Genomic DNA, 24,300 nt, shown 5'->3' with positions numbered 1-24,300 from the left:
CAAGATGACAGCATATGGCAAAAACCAACCAGCAAAATTGCATCAATCAGTGTTTATGCTTGCAGGCGACAAAGGGTTGCTGTAACGTTAACGGGTAGATGTAATTATTGATGTTTCTTACCGTAAGGAGCAAACCATGACGTCTCGTGTCAATCCTCATGACAAACAAGAGCCTCAAACAGGCAAAGTCAGTAATGATACCAACCAACAGGGCAAAAAAAATCCTACTCAATTAAATCAGGGTCAACGAACGCCTGATAGCCGAAGTGATCGTGAAGCTCACATTGGCGGCAGCAATCAGTCACAATCACGCCGCGGGCCGGCAGGAAGCCAGAATCGTTAAAACATCAAGTTGCTAAATGATAAAGCAGTCATTTTCATGGCAGGCCACGCAAAAAACCGGTATTAGTAATTCTTCCGGTCTTGGCCTGCCGCTTACCTGCTCAACAACACAAAATTCAAGCTGCCTGCCAAATTCACTCAAATATTGAGTTGACATGATTTTATGGCTAAGCGGTACGGCTCCATTGAAATATCAATATTAAAAACAATACACCCGCCAGGATGAACATAACTCTCATCATGCGGCCCCCATTGTCATTGATCCACTGCATGGCAGCACCAATAGTTCCTGCCCAAAGCCGGTTTATTTTGCTGCTAAAAAAACGGGCTAGCCAAAACAGCACCAAAAATACAATCAGGAATTTAAAAAAAACGGCCATATTGTTATCAAGTATTTATTCACATATGATTCACAGCTTACACACAAATTGCTCACAGTGTTATCAACATTTTTTGTAATCAATGAGTTATTAACAAAAAATGAGAACAAAAATGTGAATATTACTTTAACAATTCTGTAAAAGATTCATAAGCCGTTGAAATTTATTGATATTTTATTAATTGATCAATTATTGATCAAAACAAAAAACTCAAGGTTTTATCAACTGCTAAAGTTACTGCTTTAGAACATTTACTGGCTAGATGCAGCCACTACAGATTAAAGACAGACAACCGAACTGATTATTCACACTAATAATCCAAAGCGTTCGGTGAGTTGACTTTACATTGCACTGTTTTCGTCCCAGCATCCTGAAAATAAAATTGCAATGAAATAAAATCGCCGGGCTTTAAGTCTACCTGTTTCTTTTCCAGCATAATATGGTAAGTGTTGACCGAAAAAGACAATGTACCATTGCCCGGAATACTAAGCTGACTAAGGCTTTCCATGCTCGTCATACCTTGCTTCTTGATATTTTCATGCATAATCGCAGAAGCGTATGCTGGGCTTTTAATAGCGCTTAAAACAAGTGCCTTGCCAGAATTGTTCTTTAATTCAAAATATCCGGCAGCCGGTAAATTACCAGGCAATAACCTTATCCAGCACCGGTCAATTTCCACTGCATCCAACTCAACCAGCTTTGCTTCAGGAGCCTGAGTTTGAACGGCCTCCTGGTTTGCTTCGGCTAAGGCCAAATGAGCAGGAATGCGGCTTATCCACTCTTCTGCCAGCAAATTACCTTGATCATCATACTTTACCCTTTTAACCCCTTCTAATGTACAGATTTCAATCCATTCATATTCCGGCTCCTTGAAATAATCTACAGCCCACCAGGAAAAACCGGCTACCAACAAAACCGGAATAAAAATTTTCAGTACTTTTACAGGTGTTTTCATAAACAGGTAAAAATTGATCCGGCATAACACCGGATCAAAAAAATTCAAACAGTAAGAATACCAATTAATGGCCGTGTTTTTTCATTTGCATAGGTTTGCCATGCATGAAATTTTCGTCAGCACCCGCTAAAGGTTTTGCTGGTGCTTTAATATCAACGGTTTCTTTACTACCATCAGCATTTTCAACAACAAGCTGAAGCGCAACCTCATCATTTTCCTTAACTTGATTATTCAAGCCAATAAACATGATGTGGTAGCTACCTGGTTTCAACTCAACAACCTGACTTTTGGGTAAATCCAGGCTTGGAATCTGACGCATTTTCATGACGTCATCCTGCATGGCCATTTCGTGTATTTCCACTGCTTTGGAAATATCAGATTTAGCTTCCACCAGCTTGGCATCCTTATCGGATGTCAACTTCATGAATGCACCAGTTGCCTGCTGCCCGCCGACAGTAGCACGCACCCAAGCGTCTTCCACGGTCACAGCCGCACTTGCTGAAGCTGAAAATAAGGCGGCAGAAATAATCAGGGCTGAATTGATCTGTTTAATAGAGAACTTCATGGTTTACCTCTGTATTGGATTGAATAACTTTTGAATATTAAGGCAACAATTGACGGATATCTTCTGCGCACTCTTCTGCGCTTTGGGCATGGGGCAAAGATAATCTTAGCTTGCCATTGGTATCAAAAACATAACTTAGTGCACTATGATCCATCGTATAAGATGAACCGGTTGGAACTTTTTTGTAATAAATTTTAAATTCTTTGGCAACCTCTGCCGTTTCATCAAGCGTACCGTAAAGCCCTAGAAAAGAAGGATCAAAAGCACCGGTATAGGCTTCCAGCATTTCAGGCGTGTCACGTTCAGGATCTATCGTAATAAAAACTACCTGTAATTTATCTGCATCTTCACCCAACAGATTTTTAATTTCCACAGCACGCGCCAACGCTGTTGGGCAAACATCAGGGCACTGGGTAAAGCCAAAAAAAATCATCAGTACTTTACCGTTGAAATCATTGACAGTGAAGCGCTTGCCGTTGGGACCGCTCAAATTGAAATCGCGCCCGAAATTTGCTTCGGTAAGATCTTTACCATGAACAACCAGCGGCTTTTCTTTACCACACCCCACAAGTACCAAGGGTAATACACCCAAGCCAGCCAGCACCAATCTGCGTTTTTGATTCATTGACATTGCATGTATTTCAAGTTATTTGATTTTTAAATTCCACCTTGAACAGAATGGGAAATGAATGGTTGAACCCTGGTTTTTATCAGGAGAAAGTATAAAAAGCGGGGGTTATGCCAATCAAAACTGTTCAAGGTAGACAAGAACCGATAAATACCGCAGACATGCCATGCCTGGTCTAAAAGCAAACATAATGCAGCACTTAACGACATCCCGATTACGGGTTATTTTGTTATTTGAACTTATTAGATAGCCACAGGCGGGGCTCTTGAGCCTAGCGGAGGCCCTGAATGGCGGACATTGTTTACCTGAGAATGGCTGAGAGAGGGGACAACCAACTCGGGCAGGTTAAATGCCTCAACACCCAGATCAGGGGACCCCGCCAGCATGCCTTGGGCGTTAATAACGCTGAAAGGACAGCTTAGCATGCCATCATGGGCATTATCAGGGATTTGCTGATGAGGAGAAGTTTCGATGGAAACGAAAGTAGACTGGCTACCTGCAGGCGTACAGATGATAATTTCTATTTTGCCCTGGCCAAGTGCCTGCATATTGGGCATATAGCCAACCGGTATGAGTGAGCGCAACGCAAACAAGGCCAGACACAGATATATGAATATATACCTGTATGAGACACCTTTATGCGAAAAAATACGGTTCACATTCATATAACGGAGGTAAGATTGATCACGCTTTAAAGTACACCCAAGGGTTACCTAATTGATACTAACATTGAAACCTTATGTAGTAAACCATAAAACCATTATAAATGCATTGTTCCTGATTAAGATCAATCCTGGATCCCAATAAAAAACCGCACCTTCAGGCTAAGGCAAAAGCCTGACCTGAAGGTGCGGTTTATTTTAAATCCGCTTTTATTAGCGGATTTTTTACTTACAGTCCAGCATTCTCACGTGCGGCACGCTTACGTTCATGCTCAATCAAATAGCGTTTGCGCAAGCGAATGCTTTTAGGCGTTACCTCAACCAGCTCATCATCATCAATGAACTCTACGGCATATTCCAGGTTCAACTTGATAGGCGGCACCAGACGTACTGCCTCATCGGTGCCTGAGGCACGGATATTGGTCAATTGTTTGCCCTTGATAGGGTTAACAATCAAGTCATTGTCACGGCTATGAATACCGATAATCATACCTTCATATAATGGCTCACCAGGAGACACAAACATGCGGCCACGATCTTGCAGCTTCCACAGGGCATAAGCAACGGCATCACCGTTATCCTGACTGATCAGCACGCCATTGCGACGCTCACCGACACTACCTTCACGAACAGGTGCATATTCATCAAAAACATGGCTCATCAGACCAGTACCGCGAGTCATCGACATGAATTCGGTAGAGAAACCAATCAAGCCACGGGCTGGAATGCGATACTCAAGACGGGTACGGCCACGTCCATCGGATTGCATGTCAAGCAGTTCGCCTTTACGACGACCCAGCTCTTCCATCACACCACCCTGGTGTTCATCTTCAAGGTCAACGGTCAACAGCTCAAGTGGCTCGCAGCGCACACCATCAATTTCCTTATAGACCACGCGCGGACGTGAAACAGCCAGTTCATAACCTTCACGACGCATGTTTTCCAGCAGAATTGTCAGGTGAAGCTCACCACGACCGGAAACTTCAAATACGGTATCGTCACCGGTGTCTTTAACCCGTAGTGCAACGTTTGACTTCAGCTCAAGATTCAGGCGATCACGAATCTGACGGCTGGTAACGAATTTGCCTTCACGGCCTGCCAAAGGCGAAGTATTTACCATGAAGTTCATGGTCAAGGTTGGCTCATCAATCTTCAGCATTGGCAAGGCTTCGGGTTTGGCTGGATCACATAATGTACAGCCAATGCCAATTTCTTCAATACCGTTAATCAGGACAATATCACCGGCTTCTGCGGAATCCACCTGAACGCGATCAAGACCCTGAAACTTGAGAACCTGATTGATACGTCCTTTAGAACTGGCCCCATCTTCACCAAACTTGACGACAACATCCTGGCCTGCACGAATCCGGCCACGGTTGATACGGCCGACACCAATTTTGCCCACATAGCTGTTGTAGTCCAGCGAAATGATTTGCATTTGAAGAGGGGCATCCTTGTCATCGTTACGCTGAGGCACGTATTTCAGGATTGCATCAAACAAAGGACGCATGTCACCTTCACGCACGTCGTCAGTCAGGCCGGCAAAACCAGACAGGCCTGAAGCGTAAATAACGGGGAAATCAAGCTGCTCTTCTGTAGCACCAAGTTTATCAAACAGGTCAAAGGTTGTGTTAATCACAAAATCAGGACGCGCACCGGGGCGGTCAATTTTGTTAACCACAACAATAGGCTTCAGGCCAAGCGCCAAGGCTTTCTTGGTCACAAAACGGGTTTGTGGCATAGGTCCTTCTACAGCATCAACCAGCAGCAAAACACCATCAACCATAGACAATACGCGCTCTACTTCACCACCAAAGTCGGCGTGTCCGGGGGTATCAATAATGTTGATGTGGGTGCCTTCATATTCGACAGCACAGTTCTTTGAAAGAATCGTAATACCACGTTCTTTTTCAATATCGCCGGAGTCCATGACGCGCTCAGCAATATGCTGGTTATCACGGAACGTACCCGCCTGATGTAACAACTGGTCAACCATTGTTGTTTTACCATGGTCAACGTGAGCAATAATCGCAACGTTACGGAGCGCTTGGCTCATAGTATTTCCTTTTGAAGTAGTTTTAACGGCACCAGGCCGTCTGGTAGTTCTTGCAGGGCAATCAGCCTGTCAACCGGCGCTTCCATGTTTTGCAAAGCCTCAAGGGAAATTGCATTATCTATGGAAAACGGACCAACAACTGTTCGCCTGAGGGCAATCAGGTGCGCAAAGCAACCCAGTGCCCTTCCAATATCCTGGGCAAGTGTGCGTATATAGGTTCCTTTACTACAGGATACCTCTAGTTCAACCACAGCAGGCTGAACACGCAACACATTTATTTCGTAGATTGTTACTGTACGAGGTTCACGCTCAAGCTCTATGCCCTGGCGTGCATATTCATAAAGCGGGCGCCCATCCCGCTTCAAGGCCGAATACATCGGCGGAATCTGTTGTATCTCACCCAAGAAATCGGGTAATACCTTGTTTAACTGTTCTGCCGTAATACCAGTAAAATCCGGTGCATCCTGAACGACATTTCCCGTCAGGTCGCCCGAATCGGTTTCAGCACCCAACTGAAGCGTGGCAATATATTTTTTATCCACATTCAGCATGGGACCGCATATTTTAGTGGCTTTTCCAAAACAGCAGACTAACAAGCCGGTCGCAAATGGATCTAATGTCCCAGTATGACCGGCTTTTTTTGCATCCATTACACGTCTGGCTCTTTGCAGGGCATGATTGCTTGATAAATCTACTGGCTTATCAAGCAACAACACCCCGGTAATGTCCAGCCCTTTCCTACGTCCCATTTATTTACCCAAATACCAGGCAGTTATTTCTTGCCTGTTTCAATATCATCAAGATTATCTGTTTGCACAGGAAAATCATCCGGACGGTTTGCACGATCAATGAGCTGTGTCATTTCAATACCACGCGCCATTTGTTCATCGTGAATGAAACGCAGGGTAGGTACCGTGTGAATATGCAACATTTTAAACAGCAAAGAATGCAGCCATCCTGCCTTTTCATTCAGTGCAGTCGAAGCCACTTCCGGCTCAGCACCCAGAACAGTGAAATATACCTTTGCATGTGCATAATCTGCACTAAGATCAACCCCGCTTAAGGTAATAAGACCTACTCGGGACATATCCATTTCACGCTGGATAAGGATGGCCAGATCTTTCTGTATCTGGTCTGCCAGACGCACATTACGGCTGGCAGGAGATTTTGACTTGTGTCGATTCATAATTAAATTTACAGCGTACGGGCAATTTCTTTGATTTCGAAGATTTCAAGCTGATCGCCCACTTCGATATCGTTATTGCCCCTTAAAGTAATACCGCAATCGAAGCCGAATTTAACTTCTTTGGCATCATCCTTGAAGCGTTTGAGAGAATCAAGGTGACCAGTCCAGATGACTACATGATTGCGCAACTGACGAACTTGAGAGTCTCTGCGTACGACTCCATCAGTTACCATACACCCAGCCACTTTACCAATATGGGAAATACTGTAAACCTCACGAATCTCAACCATACCAATAATTTCTTCGCGTTTTTCAGGCGTAAGCATACCGGACATGGCTTTTTTAACATCATCTACCGCATCATAAATAATGTTGTAGTAACGGATATCAATGCCGTTTGATTCAGCCAGTTTTTTCGTACTTTGATCTGCGCGTACGTTAAAGCCAATAATTACCGCATTGGATGCAATGGCCAGATTCACGTCGCTTTCAGAGATACCACCAACGGCAGCATGAACAACCCGCACACGGATTTCATCGGTAGACAATTTAACCAACGATTGCACCAATGCTTCCTGTGAACCCTGAACATCGGTTTTAACAATGAGTTCAAGCGTTTGCTTACCTTCTCCGATGTTATCAAACATGGATTCAAGTTTAGCAGCTTGCTGGCGTGCCAGTTTCACGTCGCGATATTTACCTTGACGGAACAAAGCAATTTCACGTGCCTTGCGCTCGTCAATAACCACCTGAACCTCATCACCGGCAGCAGGAACATCAGACAAACCTTGGATTTCAACGGGTACGGATGGCCCGGCTTTAGGAATGTTTTTACCTGTTTCATCAAGCATGGCACGCACACGGCCATAGCTTGCGCCAACCAAAATGGCATCACCACGCTTGAGGGTACCACTTTGAACCAGAATGGTAGCAACGGGACCACGCCCCTTGTCCAGACTAGATTCAATCACTACGCCTTTGGCAGGTGCATCAACAGCGGCTTTCAATTCAAGAATTTCAGCCTGCAACAATACGTTCTCGATAAGGTCATCGATACCAAAACCGGTTTTGGCTGATACAGGCACAAATGGCACATCACCACCGTACTCTTCAGGAACCACTTCTTCGGCAACCAGTTCTTGTTTTACGCGCTCGGGATTAGCTTCGGGTTTGTCCACCTTGTTAATGGCAACAACCAAAGGCACACCTGCTGCTTTAGCATGGTGAATAGCTTCACGCGTTTGCGGCATGACGCCGTCATCGGCAGCAACCACCAGAATGACAATATCGGTTGCCTGGGCACCACGCGCACGCATGGCAGTAAATGCCTCGTGTCCGGGAGTATCCAGGAAGGTAGCTACACCGCCTTCGGTTTTAACGCGATAAGCGCCAATGTGCTGGGTAATGCCGCCGGCTTCGCCCACAGCCACTTTGGCACGGCGAATGTAGTCAAGAAGGGAAGTTTTACCATGATCAACGTGCCCCATAACGGTTACAACCGGTGCACGAGGCAGTAGCTCGACGTCAATACTTTCAGCACTTTCATCAAGGAATGCCTCTGGGTCGTCAAGTTTGGCAGCAATGGCATGGTGACCCAACTCATCAACCACGATCATGGCGGTTTCCTGGTCAAGAATCTGGTTAATGGTAACCATTTGGCCCATCTTCATTAACAGCTTGATGACTTCAGCAGCCTTGACCGACATTTTGTGAGCCAGGTCAGCCACTGAAATGGTTTCTGGCACATGCACATCACGCGAAATGAATTCTGGTGCTGCCGGCTCTTTAACCATCTGCGGCTGATTCCTGCGATTGTTTTTACCGCTGCTACGACCACCACCTGCACGCCAGCCCTCTTCCTGAACTTTGGCAGGTGTCGCTGCACGTTTCTCGACAGGTTTTTTACCACGAGAGCCATCATTCCAGTTGCTGTCACGATCTGTTTTTTTCGCGCCAACTGCAGGTTTGACTTCTTTCTTGACTGCTTTCTTACCTGCCTCGGCGGCATCAGGACTAGCAGGTGCCGCACGCAAAACCTTGCGAGGACGGTTAAGCATATCACGCAAGGCGGCTGCTTCGGCTTCAGCCTGACGACGCGCCTCTTCACGGGCTGCGTTATCTACTGGCTCACGCCTTGGCTCTGTAACCGGCTTTTTATGACGGATATTGACATCTTTATTGACTGCCGCTGTAGTGACAGGTGTCTTGACCTTGGCCACTTCACTTCTTGCGGCCTGTTTGGCCGGACCAGGCTTATTGTCAGCTGGCCGTGATGCTTTGGCATCACGAGACTCGTTGACACGGCCTGATTCTGGAGATTTACTTTTAACCGTCGACGCCTGAGCTGGTTTTTGATCAGCTTTTACTGAAGTAGACGGCATATTTTTGGATTCAGTATGCACTTCTTTGTTCTCAACCTGTTGAGATGTAATTGATGATTCATCCGGTTTGACGGATGATTGTTGAACTTGCGGCTGAGGAATACCGTCAGGCTCTGTGGATTTCACTTCTTTTGCCACATTGGCAGATGCATTAGATTCTGGCTGTTCAAGCACTTCGTCAGCAGCACCAGACACCTTTTCAGGAGATACATTGGCAACTGTTTGTGCAACATCTTGCGGCTTATCTTGCAATTGTACTGCTTCAGGAGAGACTTTCGCAGCAGAAGTTTGCGCAACTGATGCATTTTCTTCTTTTTGCAACACCAATTTTTGCTCTGGAGCAACTTCTGGCTGCGTTTTTACCACAACTTCAGGAACTGTTACGGGAGCAACAGTCTTTGTGGCTTCTGGAGAAGCATCTTTGTCCTCAACGATATCCCGTTTAACAAAAACCCGTTTTTTTCGAACTTCAACCGGAATGGTACGAGAGCGCCCGGAGCTATCCGCCTGACGGATTTCTGACGTTTCACGGCGTGTGACCGTAATTTTCTTACCCTCTTTTGCACCATGCGCGCGGCGAAGGGAATCCAGTAGTTTGGCTTTATCGCTCTCGGTGACATTATCCTCTACAGAATTCACATTAACACCTGCCCCACGAAGCTGTTCAAGCAACACATTAGCAGGTAATTTCAGTTCGACGGCAAACTGGGCAACAGTAATACTGGGCATTAGGCTCTCTCTTCCCTTTCACAACAATTCAACAACATTCAATAGGCAATCTGATTAAAACTGTAGATATGAAGATTACTTTTCATCTTCATCAAACCAGTGGGCTCGTGCCTTGATAATCAATTCACCAGCTTCTTCTTCTGACAAGCCGGTGATTTCCGACAACTCATCGGTTGACAACTCGGCCAGGTCATCACGCGTGTGAACGTTACCCTCGGTCAGTTTGGCAATTAATTCCGGTGTCAGGCCTTCAAGATCAAGCAGGTCCTGTGCGGTTTCAACACGCTCTTCCTGCACAATGGCTTCGGTCAGCAAAGCGGTACGGGCACGGTTACGCAATTCATTGACGGTATCTTCATCGAAACCATCAATTTCAAGCAATTCCTGAATAGGCACATAAGCTACTTCTTCAAGACCGGTAAAGCCCTCATCGATAAGGATATCAGCCATTTCTTCATCAACATCCAGTTTCTCAATGAACGTGGCACGCATTTCAGCCCGTTCTTCATCCTGGCGATTGCGATTTTCTTCAGGCGTCATGATATTGATTTGCCAGCCGGTCAGGTCAGACGCCAATCTTACGTTCTGGCCTTTTGAACCAATAGCCTTGGGCAGGTTTTCGGCATCCACCACAACATCCATCGCATGTTTTTCTTCATCAACAAGAATAGATTCAACATTGGCGGGAGCAAGGGCTCCGATAACAAATTCAGCCGGATCATCCGCCCACAACACGATATCAACCTGTTCTCCGCCCAATTCATTACGAACGGCGGTTACTCGCGAACCACGCATACCTACACAAGTTCCGATTGGATCGATTCTTTTATCGTAGGCGACCACGGCAATTTTGGCACGCATCCCAGGATCACGGGCAGCCGCCTTGATTTCAAGCAGGCCCTGTTCAATCTCGGGCACTTCATTTTCGAACAATTCACGAATAAATTCGGGTGCTGTACGGGACAAGATGATTTGCTGGTTACGAGCTGTCCGGTCTACCTTGGCCACCCATGCGCGAACACGATCACCGACCCGCAAGTTTTCCTTAGGAATCATTTCGCTGCGCGGAAGCCTGGCTTCAATTTTACCGGTTTCAATAATTGCATCACCCTTATCAAGGCGCTTGACAGTACCGGCAATAATGCTTTCCTCACGTTCCAAGAAGTCATTGAGCACTTGTTCGCGCTCAGCGTCACGGATTTTTTGCAAGATAGCCTGTTTGGCTGCCTGCGCACCAATCCGGCCAAACTCGACGGGTTCAAGCGGCTCTTCGATATATTCGCCTTCCTGGATGCCGGGCTTGATTTCTTGGGCTTCGCTAAGCAACTCCTGACGATCAGGCTCTTGCAAACCGGCCTCATCGGGCACGACGAGCCAGCGACGGTAGCCTTCGTGAGCGCCCGTAGCCCGATCTATCGTTACACGAATATCAGCATCTTCTTTAAAACGTTTTTTCATGGCTGAGGCCAAAGCACTCTCAAGCGCACTAAAAACCACTTCACGTGTCACATTTTTTTCACGCGCTAACGCATCAACCAATAGAAGAATTTCGCGACTCATCGCTTTTTACCCTTGAAATCAAGAACCGGATCAAGTTTTGCCTTTTCTACATCTTCAAATGCAAAAACAATGACTTGAGTTTCGTTCTTTTTAACATCAAATTCCAGACAGAATTGTCCTGTCTGCGTTCCATCAGAAGCCGTTTCCTGCGACAAAATCCCGGTAAAGACTTTGCGATTATCTACAGCTTCACGTAATTTAATTTCCACCCGTTCGCCGGTGAACCGTTTGAAATCAGCCAGCGTACGCAAGGGGCGATCTACACCTGGCGAACCGACCTCGAGGCGCTTGTAGTCGATATTTTCAACTTCAAACACCCGCGACAATTGACGAGAAACCTGTTCACAGTCTTCAATTCGAACGCCCTCTTCACGATCTATGGTTACACGCAGCAACCCGAACGCGGCACGTTCGACATCAACCAGCTCGACCCCAAGGCCAGCTATCGCTTGTTCAGTAAGAGTATATAAATCAGCCATACAATAAAAAAATGGGCTTTTACAGCCCATTGTTTACAAAAACACCGGTTTGGTCTTACATGCCACCACTTTTTAACTTGCATTTACCTGCCTAAATTATAAGCACCAAATCAAGTCAAGAAGATTACCCGCAACATTTACGGGCTTGCCCAAGACCAAAAACCACTATTTTTATATGTTCGTTCCATAAACTAATTGCATATTCTTTGCAAAAAAGAAATTTACAACTAGACAACCTATGATTATATCAAAAATCCTAACATTTTGCTAAGTATTTGATATTTTATCAACAAAACAACATACAACGACCTATCGGCCACCCCTGCCACGACCAATAACCCCTAACCTGGATTCATGGGCCGCAGCACCTTTGGGCTGCCAATCATCTTTATTACGCGCCGTTCTTCGAGACTTTGTATCCCCCTCGGAACGAGCACCCGCCTCTTGGCCAGAACGGGTATTTTTCCTGGGTGAATGCTTGACATAACCTTCCCCTTCGCTACGGGGTTGATTGCTTTTGCGATTATACAAACCTCCGGGACGCGCAGGCTTGCGCTGCGCATTACCTGCCGCCCTGCCATAAGAGGAAGGACCAAAACCCATATCAGGAACCGCAGACTCAAACCCTGGTGGCATGGCATTATCATGCGATATAGGCTGACGGTCACGCCCCTTGCCTGGAGCAGAATCATCTTCAGCCTTCATCAAGCCCAGACGAACCATCAGCGCAACAACCAAAGAAGCATCAAGCTCTTCCCAGCGACCACGACGCAAGTTCCTTGGCAAGACAACCTCACCAAAACGCGTACGAATAAGACGACTGACTGTCACACCTACCGCCTCGAACATACGACGAACTTCGCGATTGCGTCCTTCCTGAATCGTGACCCGATACCAGCGATTGCTACCTTCACCACCAATATGCTCCATGGCACCAAACGCAGCCATGCCATCATCAAGCTGGATACCCTTAGTCAAAGATGCGATTTGCTCCGCACCCAAATCACCCAAGACGCGAACTGCATATTCACGCTCATTACCATAACGTGGGTGCATAAACCTATTGGCCAGATCACCCGATGTGGTAAAAATCAGCAATCCTTCGGTATTCAAATCAAGACGGCCCACTGATACCCATTTACCGGTACGCATCTTAGGCAAACGTGAAAACACGGTTGCGCGCCCTTCGGGATCATCATGACTGACAATTTCCCCAGCCGGTTTATGGTACAAAATTACACGGGGTGGACGCTTGGCATTAGGCCGTGCAACCAGTCGCCCGTTAACACGGACAACATCATTGACACCAACCCGTTGACCAATATGGGCAGGCTCACCATTCACCGAAACACGCCCGGCAATAATCAATTCTTCCATCTCGCGGCGGGAACCCACGCCCGCATCAGCCAATACCTTGTGCAGCTTGGGCATGACCGCATCACTGGTCAGGTATTTACCCAAACGCTGTTCGAGTTTTGCCGATTTATCCAGGAATGCCAGCGCACTATTAGATTCATTTTCATCAAATACCTGCTCTTCATCACCCAAAGAAGGCGCATGCACTTCCTGCGCCGGGCGATTCGCCGCCGGCTTGCGGGCTGCCGGCACACGCTTTCCTGCTGCCGCAGTACTTTTTGCAGCTGGCTTACGGGTTCGTTTAGCAGGAACCGGTGAGATTTCCGGCTGTTCCACCGCAACTGTTTTTTCTTTTTTGGCTTCAATTGTGGCATCGGCACGCCTGCGCCTGAAAGGTGTTCGTAATTTACGACCTTTGCTTTTCACCTGAGCAGATTCAGGCTGCACATCACCACCCGCTACAATCGTGACGGTTTCCGTTACTGTATTCATATATTTGCTTATTTGACCTTCTTCCGAAAGCACCTTGAAATTAAAGTGGTCTTAGTGATTCACCATTAATCAAACACCAACACGCAAAAAATCATGCATGCCAACGTTTTTTACTTAACTGTATATTGCTTTTTACCCGTTATTAACAATTTGCCCGTTTTCAGGGACAACTGCCATATCAGGATTTAAATCTGCAACTGGCGATTGCTCATGACTGCTATTTTCTTCCGGACTTTCCTCGGCAGGAAACAAGCCGGCAAGTTTATCTCCGGCAGCCAGAAGTACCTCTCCCTCAGAGGCCAAACCAGGCAACTCATCTAGCGCTTTTAATCCCAGATCATCCAAAAAATGTTTTGTGGTACCAAATAAGGCAGGCCTTCCAGGTGCATCCCTATGACCCAATACCTCTATCCAGCCACGTTCTTCTAAAGTTTTAATGATTTGGGAAGAAACCGTTACACCGCGTATATCTTCTATGTCGCCCCGTGTAACAGGTTGACGCCAGGCAATAATTGCCAATGTTTCCAATACCGCCCTGGAATATTTAGGTGGTTTTTCTGGATTAAGGCGTTCTAAATACTTTTGCATGTGTGGGCGACTTTGAAAACGCCACCCGCTAGCCAATTGCGCTAATTCTAAACCTTTATTTGACCATGCGTCTTGCAAATTTAACAGTTGTTGCTTAATTACATCAATTTTTACATCATCCGATTCTGCGAACAATTTTGCCAGATCAGATGTCCTCATTGGTTGCTGAGCACACAACAGCGCGGCCTCCAGCACATTCTTTATTAAATTTTCATCCATGGTTCAGTAAGGGGTTTGTTATTAAAATCAATTATCCGGCTTGCATTATTATAGCAGGTAGACTACTATTATATTCTTCAGACGCGGGGTGGAGCAGTCTGGCAGCTCGTCGGGCTCATAACCCGAAGGTCGTAGGTTCAAATCCTGCCCCCGCAACCAGAATACATAAAAGGCCTGTTTCTTTATTGAAGCAGGCTTTTTTACTTTTTGCCATAAGCTTTTTGCCGTAGGGTTTTGACCGGTTTCTTTCTTGGCACGTTTTTTTGGGCTTTCTGGCTTTAATGATTTTTGCAGGCCTTGCCGCCAAGTCATTTTAAAACCAACCAGCACACACAAACTTGGTAATAGTCTTGGCATTAGTTTTCGTCTCTTATGTTTCGATTAAAGCACTAATATCCACTTAAAAACAACCAAAAAGCAGCCAATTTGTAATAAATGTGTAAAATATCAGAAAAAGACTTGCCTACATACAGCATTAGGGTTAATATTTAATTCTTCAGACGCGGGGTGGAGCAGTCTGGCAGCTCGTCGGGCTCATAACCCGAAGGTCGTAGGTTCAAATCCTGCCCCCGCAACCAGAATACATAAAAAGCCTGTTTCTTTATTGAAGCAGGCTTTTTTTCAATCCGGTTCCTTTCACGCGAACCGCACAGCATTTTTTCTGCATCTATCTCTTCCCCCATATTGGCACTTAACACCCGAAAGCAACAGTTGCTACGCAATAATCGCAATGGATATAATGCGGTATTTTTACCCAGTAATCCCAGCTTCTTTTTGTACCATAAAACCTGATTCACATTACTTTTTCAGGAAATCCTTATGGCATCAGTCAATAAAGTCATTTTAGTAGGAAACCTGGGTCGTGACCCCGAAGTCAGGCACAGCCCGGACGGCGCAACCATGTGCAATATCTCTATTGCCACAACCGCAAACTGGAAAGATAAAAACACAGGCGAACGCCGCGAAGAAACCGAGTGGCATCGTATAACGTTTTATGGTCGTTTAGCTGAGGTTGCAGGCCAATATCTTAAAAAAGGCAGCGCCGTGTACGTAGAAGGCCGCATCAAAACACGCAAATGGCAAGACAAAAACACCGGGCAAGACCGTTACTCAACGGATATTATTGCTGACCAAATGCAAATGCTGGGAGGTGGCAGCGGCACTGATATTGCCAATGAAGAAAAGTCAACTGAAGTCACTCCACTCCCTCACGAAACTCCCGTAGATGACATTCCGTTTTAGATCATCTATAGAGATAATTCATTATCGTGCCCACTTAATTATCATGGACACGATCTTCCCGTATTTAGAGGGGTAGACTCAAGGTGGGTTTACCGGATGGATACCCTAATGGGGCGTGCATAACAGACATGGATTACCAGACGGATAAGGACTAAGCGGTGAACTACGGACGGCAATGCTTTTCCGAGTCAATAAACTGTCTATGAAAGCCTGGCCGACTCATGGATTTTCTGGCCACAATTCACGCAGAACTTGGCATCGCTCTTCGCTTCACTGCCACAATATTGGCAAAAACGTTTCTTTTTAGTCTGTGCGGCTCCCTCCTTTGGCTTCCCACAGGCGATGCAAAATTTTCCCTCATTGTGTTGGCCGCAGCTGCAAAACCAGATATCAGATACTGCTACCGTTACTGGTCCCTCAGTTGGTACGGGTATGGTTAAGGTGGGTGATACCGGTGCTTGATGCCCGCCTTCCTTTGGAACGGCCTCACCCGGTGACAGCGCCTGCTCTATTAACCGCTCCGCCTCCGAAGCACTCAGACTAGACAACACGCTGTTTTCTCCGCATTCCATAAGCCAAATACCGTCCAGGGTATTCAAAAGCACCTGCGTGCTTTGCACAGGCTTTCCTTCTTCAAAATAAAAGCTATGAAATCCAACAATGCCGCGCCTGAAAGTCAGTTGGTCTAGCAGGATGAACCCCGCTTCTGTCGGATATACATTTCCTTCATTTTCCGCGACAAGCTCAAACGTCTGAAGCTGCGTCACAGCATCTGAAACAACAATTTTTCTCCTCAGGCCATAAATATGATAGAGGAAAGGTGTAAGCCACCATCTTGCTTCCATTGTGTTTTCGGCTTTATCAAGCAGGCTTTGGATTTCACTCAGTGTCGGCGGGGTTGGCTCCTGCGTTAACCCTAGCATGATTTGAGCCTTCTGCCTTTTTATAAAATCCGACAAAGCAGCCAAAACAAAAAGCGCATCCAGACTCATAGGCCGAGCAATGTCTTTTCCAGGGATATTTGTTGCCATGACAGCCATTAACTCTTCCCGAAACTGCTTAGGTTCAAGAGTCCTAATATGCGTATTCCCGTCAGCTTTTCCGCTGTACATGAGGATCTTTCCATCACCACTGGAAAGGCTAGACAGTTCAATGGCCTGATCCCTATTTCCCTTCATCAGCATAGATACTTTCCCAGGAGCAAGGAGCGTAGGAAGCAGTGCTTCCCATTCCCGCTCAACCTTGGTCGTCCCTGTGATATCCGGGAAGCCGGACACCTCTGACAACCGGTTGGGTTCGATTCCCAGGGTTCTGCCAGCTGGCAGGATCTTGTTGGTCGGAATTGTAATTACTTCTTTCATTGTTTATAGCTCCACACTTTTTTGCTAGTTTTACTCTTACTAATAGCATCCTTTAATTGTGCAATGGTATTCTTCATGCAGGGATTTTGAGTAAGAACACCATCGGAAAGAGACTGAACAGAAGAGTCGCTGTTAATATAAAGTGATTTCAGCAGCCGACTTACCGAGGTCAGAATAAAACTCCGTAACAGTATTTTCTACAAATCTCAATGCTTTCTCATTGGTCGGATCGGCGAAAATTCGGCGTCCATCCGCCAGATCCACTGCGTTGGAAGTACCGCCCCCCACTATCTCACCAGTCACAGTATCAATGGTTGCATTGATCATAACCTTAGTGAAGGTATATCCAACACTTTTCCCCTTCTCAATTTCGTCTTTCGCTGACGCAACGGTCTCCGCCCCGGTAGTTACCACTCCTAGCACATTTCCTATAAATTTACCGCCGATCGACGTGAATAATACTTGGAAAGTCTTTGACTTTGCCGTATCACCTTTCACCGCTTCGTGAATAGTATTTGAACCACCTTCCATCCAAATATCTGACTCTCTACTCCAGTTCCGCTGAACTCTTTCATTGAAAGTTTCGTAGAAACCATCCGAAGCCTCTTGTTCCCATCCGACGTCTCCACGTATAAACCTTCTGAACATTTCGTTAAGCTTTTTGAACTCCTTGTCCCTACCAAAGATGGCTTTTTCACCGCTCCGCTTAACATCCGAAAGCCACTGATCATACTTATGTGCCAATCTTTTTGCATTATCGTGTTTAGTCTCAAGACCTTCCTTGTCAGCCGCTTCCGCCATCTCGAGCAGTTTGTCCCTCTTTTCTTTAAGTGACTGCTCATTTTTTATCCAGTTTCTGGAGGGTTTGTTTATCTTTCGATTACGATTGAGTATATAGACTCCGGTGCCAATCAAAATAATCACAATTCCGCCAGGGAGCGTCCAACTCAGAAATGAACCATCACCGTCCTGTGCTGATGAAGGGGCGGTCCCTTCAGTATGCCAACGATAGACGTACTCCGTGCGGGAGATCATGTTCCCCATGCCAATTGCTGTATAGAGGGCTATTTTCTGATCATCCTTCCGACCCCTAGGCGCCTTAGCGAATACCGCGGTACTCAAGTTGGCCTTATTGCCATATTCTTTTACCCGCCAGTTCGTTGGCGCATACAGCCAAACATTCAGTTTCAATGGTTTGCCATCGGCATCGTTAGCGGTGAAGTCGATAGGACCTCTAGTAACGTGCCCGATAGGCACACCCGGCTCATCAAACCGGGCATAGGCATTTCCATCAAAATCAAAAAGATGCTGCTTCGTTGAGGTGATGGAAAGATCAACGGATAGCCTTACCAATTGCCCACCGTCGATATATCGAGGAGGAGCTGACACACTGCCTTTGACCGTTGCGTTCTCCCCATTTTTGCCTCTTGGGGCATAATCGTCTTTTTCAGTGGGTCCCACATACTTGGTGGTAAATTCCCCGGTGCCAGCGGAGCCGCTCATGCTGTGAGACCAATATTTCTTGTCCACAAGTTGCTCATTAAAATGCTTGATATCATGATGAATATTGACAAGCTCCCAGTATCCAGCCCAGCTGATCACCGGTGAGAACATAAATAGCCCGGTCAAAGCAAAAAGTGTTGTTGTGGGTATTTTTTTCATGGGATGTCCTCATATAGCTTTCGGCATGTCCTGCTGGATAAGTTTCGTGATTGTATATCCATAACCATTTTCAAAATCACAAGAATTTGGCTATCGGAAAAACGTGAGGTCTTCATGCAAAATTTCCTGATTCCATTAAGAAAAAATTCACCCTTTAATACGTTTATTTTTCGAGGGGATTACCCTGCCACCTAAAACCAACCAACAACAAGTCAATCAAAAAGTGTCCTGTCTGTTTCTTCCCAGTGGCCTTTCTTGATAATCAATACCACACACGGTCTTATGTCATCCCCTTCCTGAGGAGCCATTTCAAGCTTTTCAAACGACGAGCGCTGATCGTGTACCCCATGCACATGATAATAAGCATTATCGCCAACGAACCGCACCAATGCCTTCATTCTTAACAGGGCAGGGCCATATTTCTTCCCAATAGCATCCAAGGCAGCAATAAAACGCCCCCTTTTTACCACCTGCCCAAAGGTAATCGAAACAACATCCACCGCTGTATGATTGACCACTGGCTTCAATGCTTGTAAAGACAGGGCACTTCCTGTTTGCCAGCGCGCACCAAAAGCACGCAGCTTTTCCCTGCCCCGCTGTTTCAGGGCCGAAAAATACGCAAAGAAATCGTCAATTCCCTCTAACTGCGACCTGTTGATTACGGAAATGCCGGCACCAACCGAGTCTATCCGGCTTGTGATGGCCGGCACCTTTTCCGGGCATAAATCATCTTTAGACAACATCACCACGTCCGCCGCCAGCAGTTGGCTTAACCACTCCGGGCTGTCCTGCTGCAGTTCTGCGTAGCAACAGTCCACCAGGCATAAAACGCCCGCTTCGTAAAAGCGCTCTTTCAGAAAAAAATCATGCTTCAAGGTGAAGATAATGGAAGACGGGTCGGCCAGGCCCGAAGTTTCAATAATGACATGCCTGAAAGGAGGAATTTTCTTTTGCATGGCCAACATAAACAGTTCACGCAGCGTTTGGCCCAGGTCGTTATTCAACTGGCAACACAGGCAACCGCCTTCAAGCAAGGCAACCTGTGCGCTAAGATGCCTGTATATCAAATGATCCAGCCCAACCTGGCCAATTTCATTAACGATAACGGCAATCTGACCCGCATCAGGCCGCGTTAACAATTGCCTGATAAAATGACTTTTACCGCTCCCAAGGAAACCGGTTATCACCGTGACGCCTATTCCCTGTTTACCTGTGTTGTACTGATTCATTATGTCCCAAAAACTGCAGATTTCGATACTAGACTCACCCCCAGAACTTGAGGCGGATACCTGGCATTCATTCTGCCAGAAAAACCCTTTTATCAGTCCCGATTTCCTGCAAACGCTGCACACCAGTGCCTGCGTTACCCCGGATTGTGGCTGGTATGCCCAATATCTTTACCTGCAAGACGAACAGCAAACCCCCTTGGGGCTAATGCCGCTTTATTTAAAAACCCATTCACGTGGCGAATTTGTTTTTGATATGGCTTGGGCCAATGCCTTTGAACGACACGGTTTGCCGTATTATCCCAAACTGGTTTGCAGCGTTCCATTCACACCGGTAAGCGGCCCCCGGTTGCTGGCGAACAACCCGCTACACAAACGGGTCCTGGCCGAGCAAGCCATTGAAATAGCCAAAAAAATGGGAGTTTCTTCCCTTCATGTCCTGTTCCCCAACCAGGAAGATTTACGTATTCTGCGCGAATGTGGCTACATGATCCGGGAAGATGTGCAGTTTCACTGGAAAAACCAGAATTATGAAAATTTTGAGGATTTCCTGAAACAGCTCACTTATGACAAACGCAAAAAAATCCGCCAGGACCGTAAAAAAGTACAGGCCGCCGGTGTCAGCTTCAGGCATTTGCGGGGCAAGGATATAACCCCGGAAACCCTTGGTTTTTTTATTTCCTGCTACCAAAACACTTATTACGAGCGTGGCCGTGAACCCTATCTGAATGATGCGTTTTTCCAGACATACCTGCAAAAATGCCCGGAAAACATCTTATTGATTCTTGCGCTTAAAAATAATCAGCCGATTGCCAGTGCCCTGAATATTGTAGGTGATGATACCGTTTATGGGCGCTATTGGGGAGCACACGAATTTATCCCCGGCCTGCATTTTGAAACCTGTTATATGCAAAGCATTGAGTTTTGCATTGCAAATAAATTCCGTTATTTTGAAGGTGGTGCCCAAGGAGAACATAAGCTGGCACGCGGTTTACTGCCTATAACCACCTATTCGGCACACTGGATTGCCAGAAAAGATTTTGCGGCTGCGATTGAAGAATTTCTGGATCATGAAAGCCGCCAGGTCGGGAAATATGTTGACATGCTGGCAACACACTCCCCATTCAGGCACACCGGTTAAATGAATCAGGGTATTGCTTCCCTTATTTCTTGTCTTTATCTTGTGGCGTTACAAAGGGAAAGGCACCAAACATGTTTTGTGTCTGGTTTTGCATTTGCTCTTGCATTTGGACAAACAGGTTTTTGGACTGTTCCACATAATTGCTCATGGCATTATTCAATACCGGAGCCTGTATATTCATGAATTGTGCCCAAGCATCGGGACTGAACTGGGAACCATACATGCTCTTGGATTGATCAGCCAGACGTTCCTGGATATCAACAAACGCCTGCATGTTTTTTTCCAGATAGGAACCCATTACCCCCTGCATGGCATTGCCATAGAAACGAATAATGTGCTCGAGCATGGTGGAACTGAACATGGGTACGCCGCCCCCTTCCAGCTCAAGAATGATTTGCAGCAAAATGCTTCGGGTAAGATCTTCACTGGTTTTGGCATCAAGCACCTGAAACTTGACGTTATCAAGCACCAGTTTCCTGACATCTGCCAACGTAATATAGGTACTAGATTCGGTATCATAAAGCCGGCGGTTGGGGTATTTTTTAATAATACGTGTTTGCCCGGTTTCTGGTGAATTTATCATATTAATTTATTCATATATTAAAATGTAGAACCCCACCCGTAAAGGTGGGGCAAGGAATTACCCCATATGCAAGCCACCATTTACCGAGAAATCCGCACCTGTGCTAAAACCGGCATCTTCGGAAGCCAGCCATGCCACCATTGAGGCGATTTCTTCAGGCGTGCCCAAACGGCGAACGGGAATGGTACCCACAATTTGTTCCAGGACTTCAGGGCGAATGGCCTGAACCATTTCCGTGCCAATATAACCAGGAGAAACGGTATTTACCGTCACACCACGGCTGGCCACTTCCTGGGCAAGTGCCATGGTAAAACCATGAATACCCGCCTTGGCCGTAGAATAGTTGGTTTGGCCGAACTGGCCTTTTTGACCGTTAACAGAACTGATATTGATAATACGGCCCCAACGTTTTTCATACATGTGCTCGATTACCTGTTTGGTAACGTTGAACAGGCTGTTAAGGTTGGTGTCCATCACCATTTTCCAGTCTTCAAGGCTCATTTTACGAAAAACGCCATCACGGGTAATGCCGGCGTTATTCACCAGCACATCAACGGGACCATGCTCTTTTTTCACTTTGTCAAAGGCGGCAACGGTAGAGTCCCAATCGGCAACGTTACCTGCCGAAGCATAAAACTTATACCCAAGGGCAGCTTGCTCATCGAGCCACTTTTGCGCATTACGGTTAGGTCCGCAACCGGCAATGACCTTGAAACCATCCTTGTGCAACCGCTGGCAAATAGACGTTCCTATACCACCCATACCACCTGTTACATATGCAATTTTCTGACTCATAAAATCTCCGGATATTTATTTACTCATTTACAAATACTAATACTATACTGCCTTAACTTTGACATACTTGCCGGGGGCAGCCTCTATCTCAGGGTAATTCCCATTGCCTGGCGTTTTCCGTGCCCGCACTTTTTTACCGGCATGCGAAGCCAGCCATTCAGACCAATCTGGCCACCAGCTGCCTTGTACCTGGGTGGTGTTGTCAAACCATTCGCTGCTAACCGGAAACCCCTGCTCTGCCTGCGTATTCGAAACCCAATAATTGCGCTTGTTTTTAGCTGGCGGATTGATAACCCCGGCAATATGTCCGGATGCCCCCAATACAAACCGTTTAGGGCCCTGAAGGATATGCATGGAAGCGTAAGCAGAATCCCATGGCACGATATGATCCTCTTTTGAGGCATACACATAGGCAGGCATGTCCAATAGGCCCAAATCTACGGGCGTGCCTGAAATACTGAGGTAATTGGGCTTTTTAAGATTATTTTCCAGGTAGGTATTACGGAAATACCAGGTAAAGAAAGGCCCCGGCAGATTGGTACCATCTGAGTTCCAGTACAGCAAATCAAATGCAGTAGGTGATTGCCCTTTCAGGTAATTGTTGACCACATAATTCCAGACCAGTTCGTTGGGACGCAAAAATGAAAAGGTGGTACCCAACTCTGCCGCTGAAAGCAAACCACCCTGCCCCAATTGCTGTTCACGAATGGATGCATGCGCCTCATCGACAAACACATCCATGATGCCGGTATTTTCAAAATCCAGGAACGTGGTTAATAGGGTTAATGCTGCCACCGGATCCTGGCCCCTTTTGCGGGCCACGGCCAAGGCACATGCCAGCATTGTTCCGCCAACGCAAAAACCCAGCGCGTTAATTTTGTCCTGCCCTGAAATTTCGGCCACCACCGAAATGGCCTTTAACACGCCATTTTCAATGTAATCCTCCCAAGTGGCCTGCTGAATGCCATCGTCATCCTCAGGCAGAGGGTTGCGCCAGGATACCAGGAAAACACTATGGCCCTGGGCAACCGTGTATGCCACCAGGGAATTTTCGGGCTGCAAGTCGAGAATGTAATATTTATTGATGCAGGGCGGCACCATTAACAATGGTTTTTCATGCACCGTAGGAGTTTGTGGTTTGTATTGGATAAGCTGAAAGTACGGGTTTTCAAATACCACTGAACCTTCGGTAATCGCCAGGTTACGGCCCACTTCAAAAACCGTTTCGTCGGTTTGGGAAATGCGTCCTTTTTGCATGTCATGCATCAGGTTGGCCATGCCTTTTTGCAAGGACTCACCCTGGCTTTCCTGAAAGGCTTTCAGGGCATCAGGGTTAAGGGCAAAAAAATTGGAGGGAGCAAATGCATCCAGCCATTGGGTTACCGAAAATTTCAGGCGCTCCCGGTTGGACTCGGGGATTTCAAGTTGATCAACCCATTTATTCATGGTTTGGGCTGAAAGCAGGTAAAGATGGGCCAGTGCAGAAAATTGTGGATTATGCTGCCAGGCCTCGCTGCTGAAACGACGGTCTTTCATCGCGGGCAGATTTCCTTGGGTGGCCTGCATCATAAGTTGCCTGAAGTTTTCAGTGAACTCTGTTTGCAAGTGCCGGATTTGCTCCGGATTAACCATTGGCATCATCCACGGCATGGTTTTCGTAAACTGGTCATACTTCATTATTTTTTGCCCCTTTTGTAATCCCGAAAAGCGTT

20 protein-coding genes, 2 tRNA genes and 1 pseudogene are annotated in these 24,300 nt (G+C 46.4%); 5 read left to right on the top strand and 18 right to left on the bottom strand.

Translation table 11 applies throughout. The features are described 5' to 3' along the window. The first annotated feature begins 136 nt into the window (after window positions 1-136). On the top strand, window positions 137-343 hold the full coding sequence (locus ACM5Q9_RS06485) for a hypothetical protein (protein WP_418143912.1): 207 nt from the start codon (window positions 137-139) through the stop codon (window positions 341-343). 689 nt (window positions 344-1,032) lie between these two features. On the opposite strand, the gene ACM5Q9_RS06480 is transcribed toward ACM5Q9_RS06485, so the two are convergent. From ACM5Q9_RS06480 to scpB, 12 genes and pseudogenes are all read right to left on the bottom strand, one after another. Continuing rightward, window positions 1,033-1,677 (bottom strand): copper chaperone PCu(A)C, encoded by a 645-nt coding sequence (locus ACM5Q9_RS06480; protein WP_418143911.1) that lies wholly within the window; start codon window positions 1,675-1,677, stop codon window positions 1,033-1,035. Window positions 1,678-1,741: 64 nt separating this feature from the next. Further along, a complete protein-coding gene (locus ACM5Q9_RS06475; protein WP_418143910.1) occupies window positions 1,742-2,242 on the bottom strand; it encodes a copper chaperone PCu(A)C in 501 nt (166 codons plus the stop codon). Window positions 2,243-2,279: 37 nt separating this feature from the next. Continuing rightward, complete coding sequence (locus ACM5Q9_RS06470; RefSeq protein ID WP_418143909.1) at window positions 2,280-2,873, bottom strand: SCO family protein; 594 nt, start codon at window positions 2,871-2,873, stop codon at window positions 2,280-2,282. 239 nt (window positions 2,874-3,112) lie between these two features. Further along, on the bottom strand, window positions 3,113-3,535 hold the full coding sequence (locus tag ACM5Q9_RS06465; RefSeq protein WP_418143908.1) for a DUF2946 family protein: 423 nt from the start codon (window positions 3,533-3,535) through the stop codon (window positions 3,113-3,115). A gap of 226 nt (window positions 3,536-3,761) precedes the next feature. Further along, complete coding sequence (gene typA / locus ACM5Q9_RS06460; protein WP_418143907.1) at window positions 3,762-5,588, bottom strand: translational GTPase TypA; 1,827 nt, start codon at window positions 5,586-5,588, stop codon at window positions 3,762-3,764. Continuing rightward, a complete protein-coding gene (truB, locus tag ACM5Q9_RS06455) occupies window positions 5,585-6,337 on the bottom strand; it encodes a tRNA pseudouridine(55) synthase TruB (RefSeq protein WP_418143906.1) in 753 nt (250 codons plus the stop codon). Before truB ends, typA begins: the two co-directional genes overlap by 4 nt. Before the next feature lie 23 nt (window positions 6,338-6,360). Continuing rightward, window positions 6,361-6,774: a 30S ribosome-binding factor RbfA gene (rbfA, locus tag ACM5Q9_RS06450; RefSeq protein ID WP_418143905.1), complete on the bottom strand. Its 414-nt coding sequence runs from the start codon at window positions 6,772-6,774 to the stop codon at window positions 6,361-6,363. Window positions 6,775-6,782: 8 nt separating this feature from the next. Continuing rightward, window positions 6,783-9,884, bottom strand: coding sequence for a translation initiation factor IF-2 (infB, locus tag ACM5Q9_RS06445; RefSeq protein ID WP_418143904.1), 3,102 nt, complete (start codon window positions 9,882-9,884; stop codon window positions 6,783-6,785). Window positions 9,885-9,959: 75 nt separating this feature from the next. Beyond that, complete coding sequence (gene nusA, locus ACM5Q9_RS06440) at window positions 9,960-11,444, bottom strand: transcription termination factor NusA (protein WP_418143903.1); 1,485 nt, start codon at window positions 11,442-11,444, stop codon at window positions 9,960-9,962. After that, window positions 11,441-11,923 (bottom strand): ribosome maturation factor RimP, encoded by a 483-nt coding sequence (gene rimP / locus ACM5Q9_RS06435; protein ID WP_418143902.1) that lies wholly within the window; start codon window positions 11,921-11,923, stop codon window positions 11,441-11,443. The genes nusA and rimP overlap by 4 nt, the downstream gene beginning before the upstream one ends. Window positions 11,924-12,232: 309 nt before the next feature. Then, window positions 12,233-13,771, bottom strand: coding sequence for a 23S rRNA pseudouridine(2605) synthase RluB (rluB, locus tag ACM5Q9_RS06430; RefSeq protein ID WP_418143901.1), 1,539 nt, complete (start codon window positions 13,769-13,771; stop codon window positions 12,233-12,235). A gap of 293 nt (window positions 13,772-14,064) precedes the next feature. Next, window positions 14,065-14,578: pseudogene (scpB, locus tag ACM5Q9_RS06425) on the bottom strand (SMC-Scp complex subunit ScpB); the annotation flags it as partial. Between the two features lie 82 nt (window positions 14,579-14,660). Here scpB and ACM5Q9_RS06420 point away from each other — a divergent pair. The 3 genes from ACM5Q9_RS06420 (at window position 14,661) to ssb (ending at window position 15,820) form a co-directional block, all read left to right on the top strand. Then, window positions 14,661-14,737 (top strand) — tRNA-Met (locus ACM5Q9_RS06420). A gap of 342 nt (window positions 14,738-15,079) precedes the next feature. Beyond that, window positions 15,080-15,156 (top strand) — tRNA-Met (locus ACM5Q9_RS06415). Between the two features lie 241 nt (window positions 15,157-15,397). Further along, window positions 15,398-15,820 (top strand): single-stranded DNA-binding protein, encoded by a 423-nt coding sequence (gene ssb, locus ACM5Q9_RS06410; protein WP_418143900.1) that lies wholly within the window; start codon window positions 15,398-15,400, stop codon window positions 15,818-15,820. Between the two features lie 200 nt (window positions 15,821-16,020). On the opposite strand, the gene ACM5Q9_RS06405 is transcribed toward ssb, so the two are convergent. The 3 genes from ACM5Q9_RS06405 to ACM5Q9_RS06395 form a co-directional block, all read right to left on the bottom strand. Continuing rightward, entirely contained in the window at window positions 16,021-17,181 is a 1,161-nt protein-coding gene (locus ACM5Q9_RS06405) for a zinc ribbon domain-containing protein (RefSeq protein WP_418143899.1), read from the bottom strand. Window positions 17,182-17,313: 132 nt separating this feature from the next. Then, complete coding sequence (locus tag ACM5Q9_RS06400) at window positions 17,314-18,843, bottom strand: hypothetical protein (RefSeq protein ID WP_418143898.1); 1,530 nt, start codon at window positions 18,841-18,843, stop codon at window positions 17,314-17,316. A 212-nt stretch (window positions 18,844-19,055) separates the two neighbouring features. After that, window positions 19,056-20,072 carry a CobW family GTP-binding protein gene (locus ACM5Q9_RS06395; RefSeq protein WP_418143897.1) on the bottom strand — a complete coding sequence of 339 codons (1,017 nt, stop codon included), beginning with the start codon at window positions 20,070-20,072 and terminating at the stop codon, window positions 19,056-19,058. A gap of 1 nt (window position 20,073) precedes the next feature. Between ACM5Q9_RS06395 and ACM5Q9_RS06390 the strand changes: the two genes are divergently transcribed. Further along, window positions 20,074-21,210: a GNAT family N-acetyltransferase gene (locus ACM5Q9_RS06390; protein ID WP_418143896.1), complete on the top strand. Its 1,137-nt coding sequence runs from the start codon at window positions 20,074-20,076 to the stop codon at window positions 21,208-21,210. A gap of 22 nt (window positions 21,211-21,232) precedes the next feature. Here the strand turns inward: ACM5Q9_RS06390 and phaR are convergent, their stop codons facing one another. From phaR to ACM5Q9_RS06375, 3 genes are read right to left on the bottom strand one after another with little or no spacing between them, the layout of a single operon-like run. After that, on the bottom strand, window positions 21,233-21,793 hold the full coding sequence (phaR, locus tag ACM5Q9_RS06385; RefSeq protein ID WP_418143895.1) for a polyhydroxyalkanoate synthesis repressor PhaR: 561 nt from the start codon (window positions 21,791-21,793) through the stop codon (window positions 21,233-21,235). Between the two features lie 57 nt (window positions 21,794-21,850). Beyond that, a complete protein-coding gene (phbB, locus tag ACM5Q9_RS06380; RefSeq protein ID WP_418143894.1) occupies window positions 21,851-22,588 on the bottom strand; it encodes an acetoacetyl-CoA reductase in 738 nt (245 codons plus the stop codon). Window positions 22,589-22,630: 42 nt separating this feature from the next. Beyond that, a complete protein-coding gene (locus ACM5Q9_RS06375) occupies window positions 22,631-24,265 on the bottom strand; it encodes a PHA/PHB synthase family protein (RefSeq protein WP_418143893.1) in 1,635 nt (544 codons plus the stop codon). Window positions 24,266-24,300 lie beyond the last annotated feature (35 nt).

Origin of the sequence: Advenella sp. RU8 (genome assembly GCF_048381675.1) — a bacterium.
In the GTDB taxonomy this organism is placed as follows: Bacteria; Pseudomonadota; Gammaproteobacteria; order Burkholderiales; family Burkholderiaceae_B; genus Advenella.
This window is presented reverse-complemented; position numbering and strand designations above follow the sequence as displayed.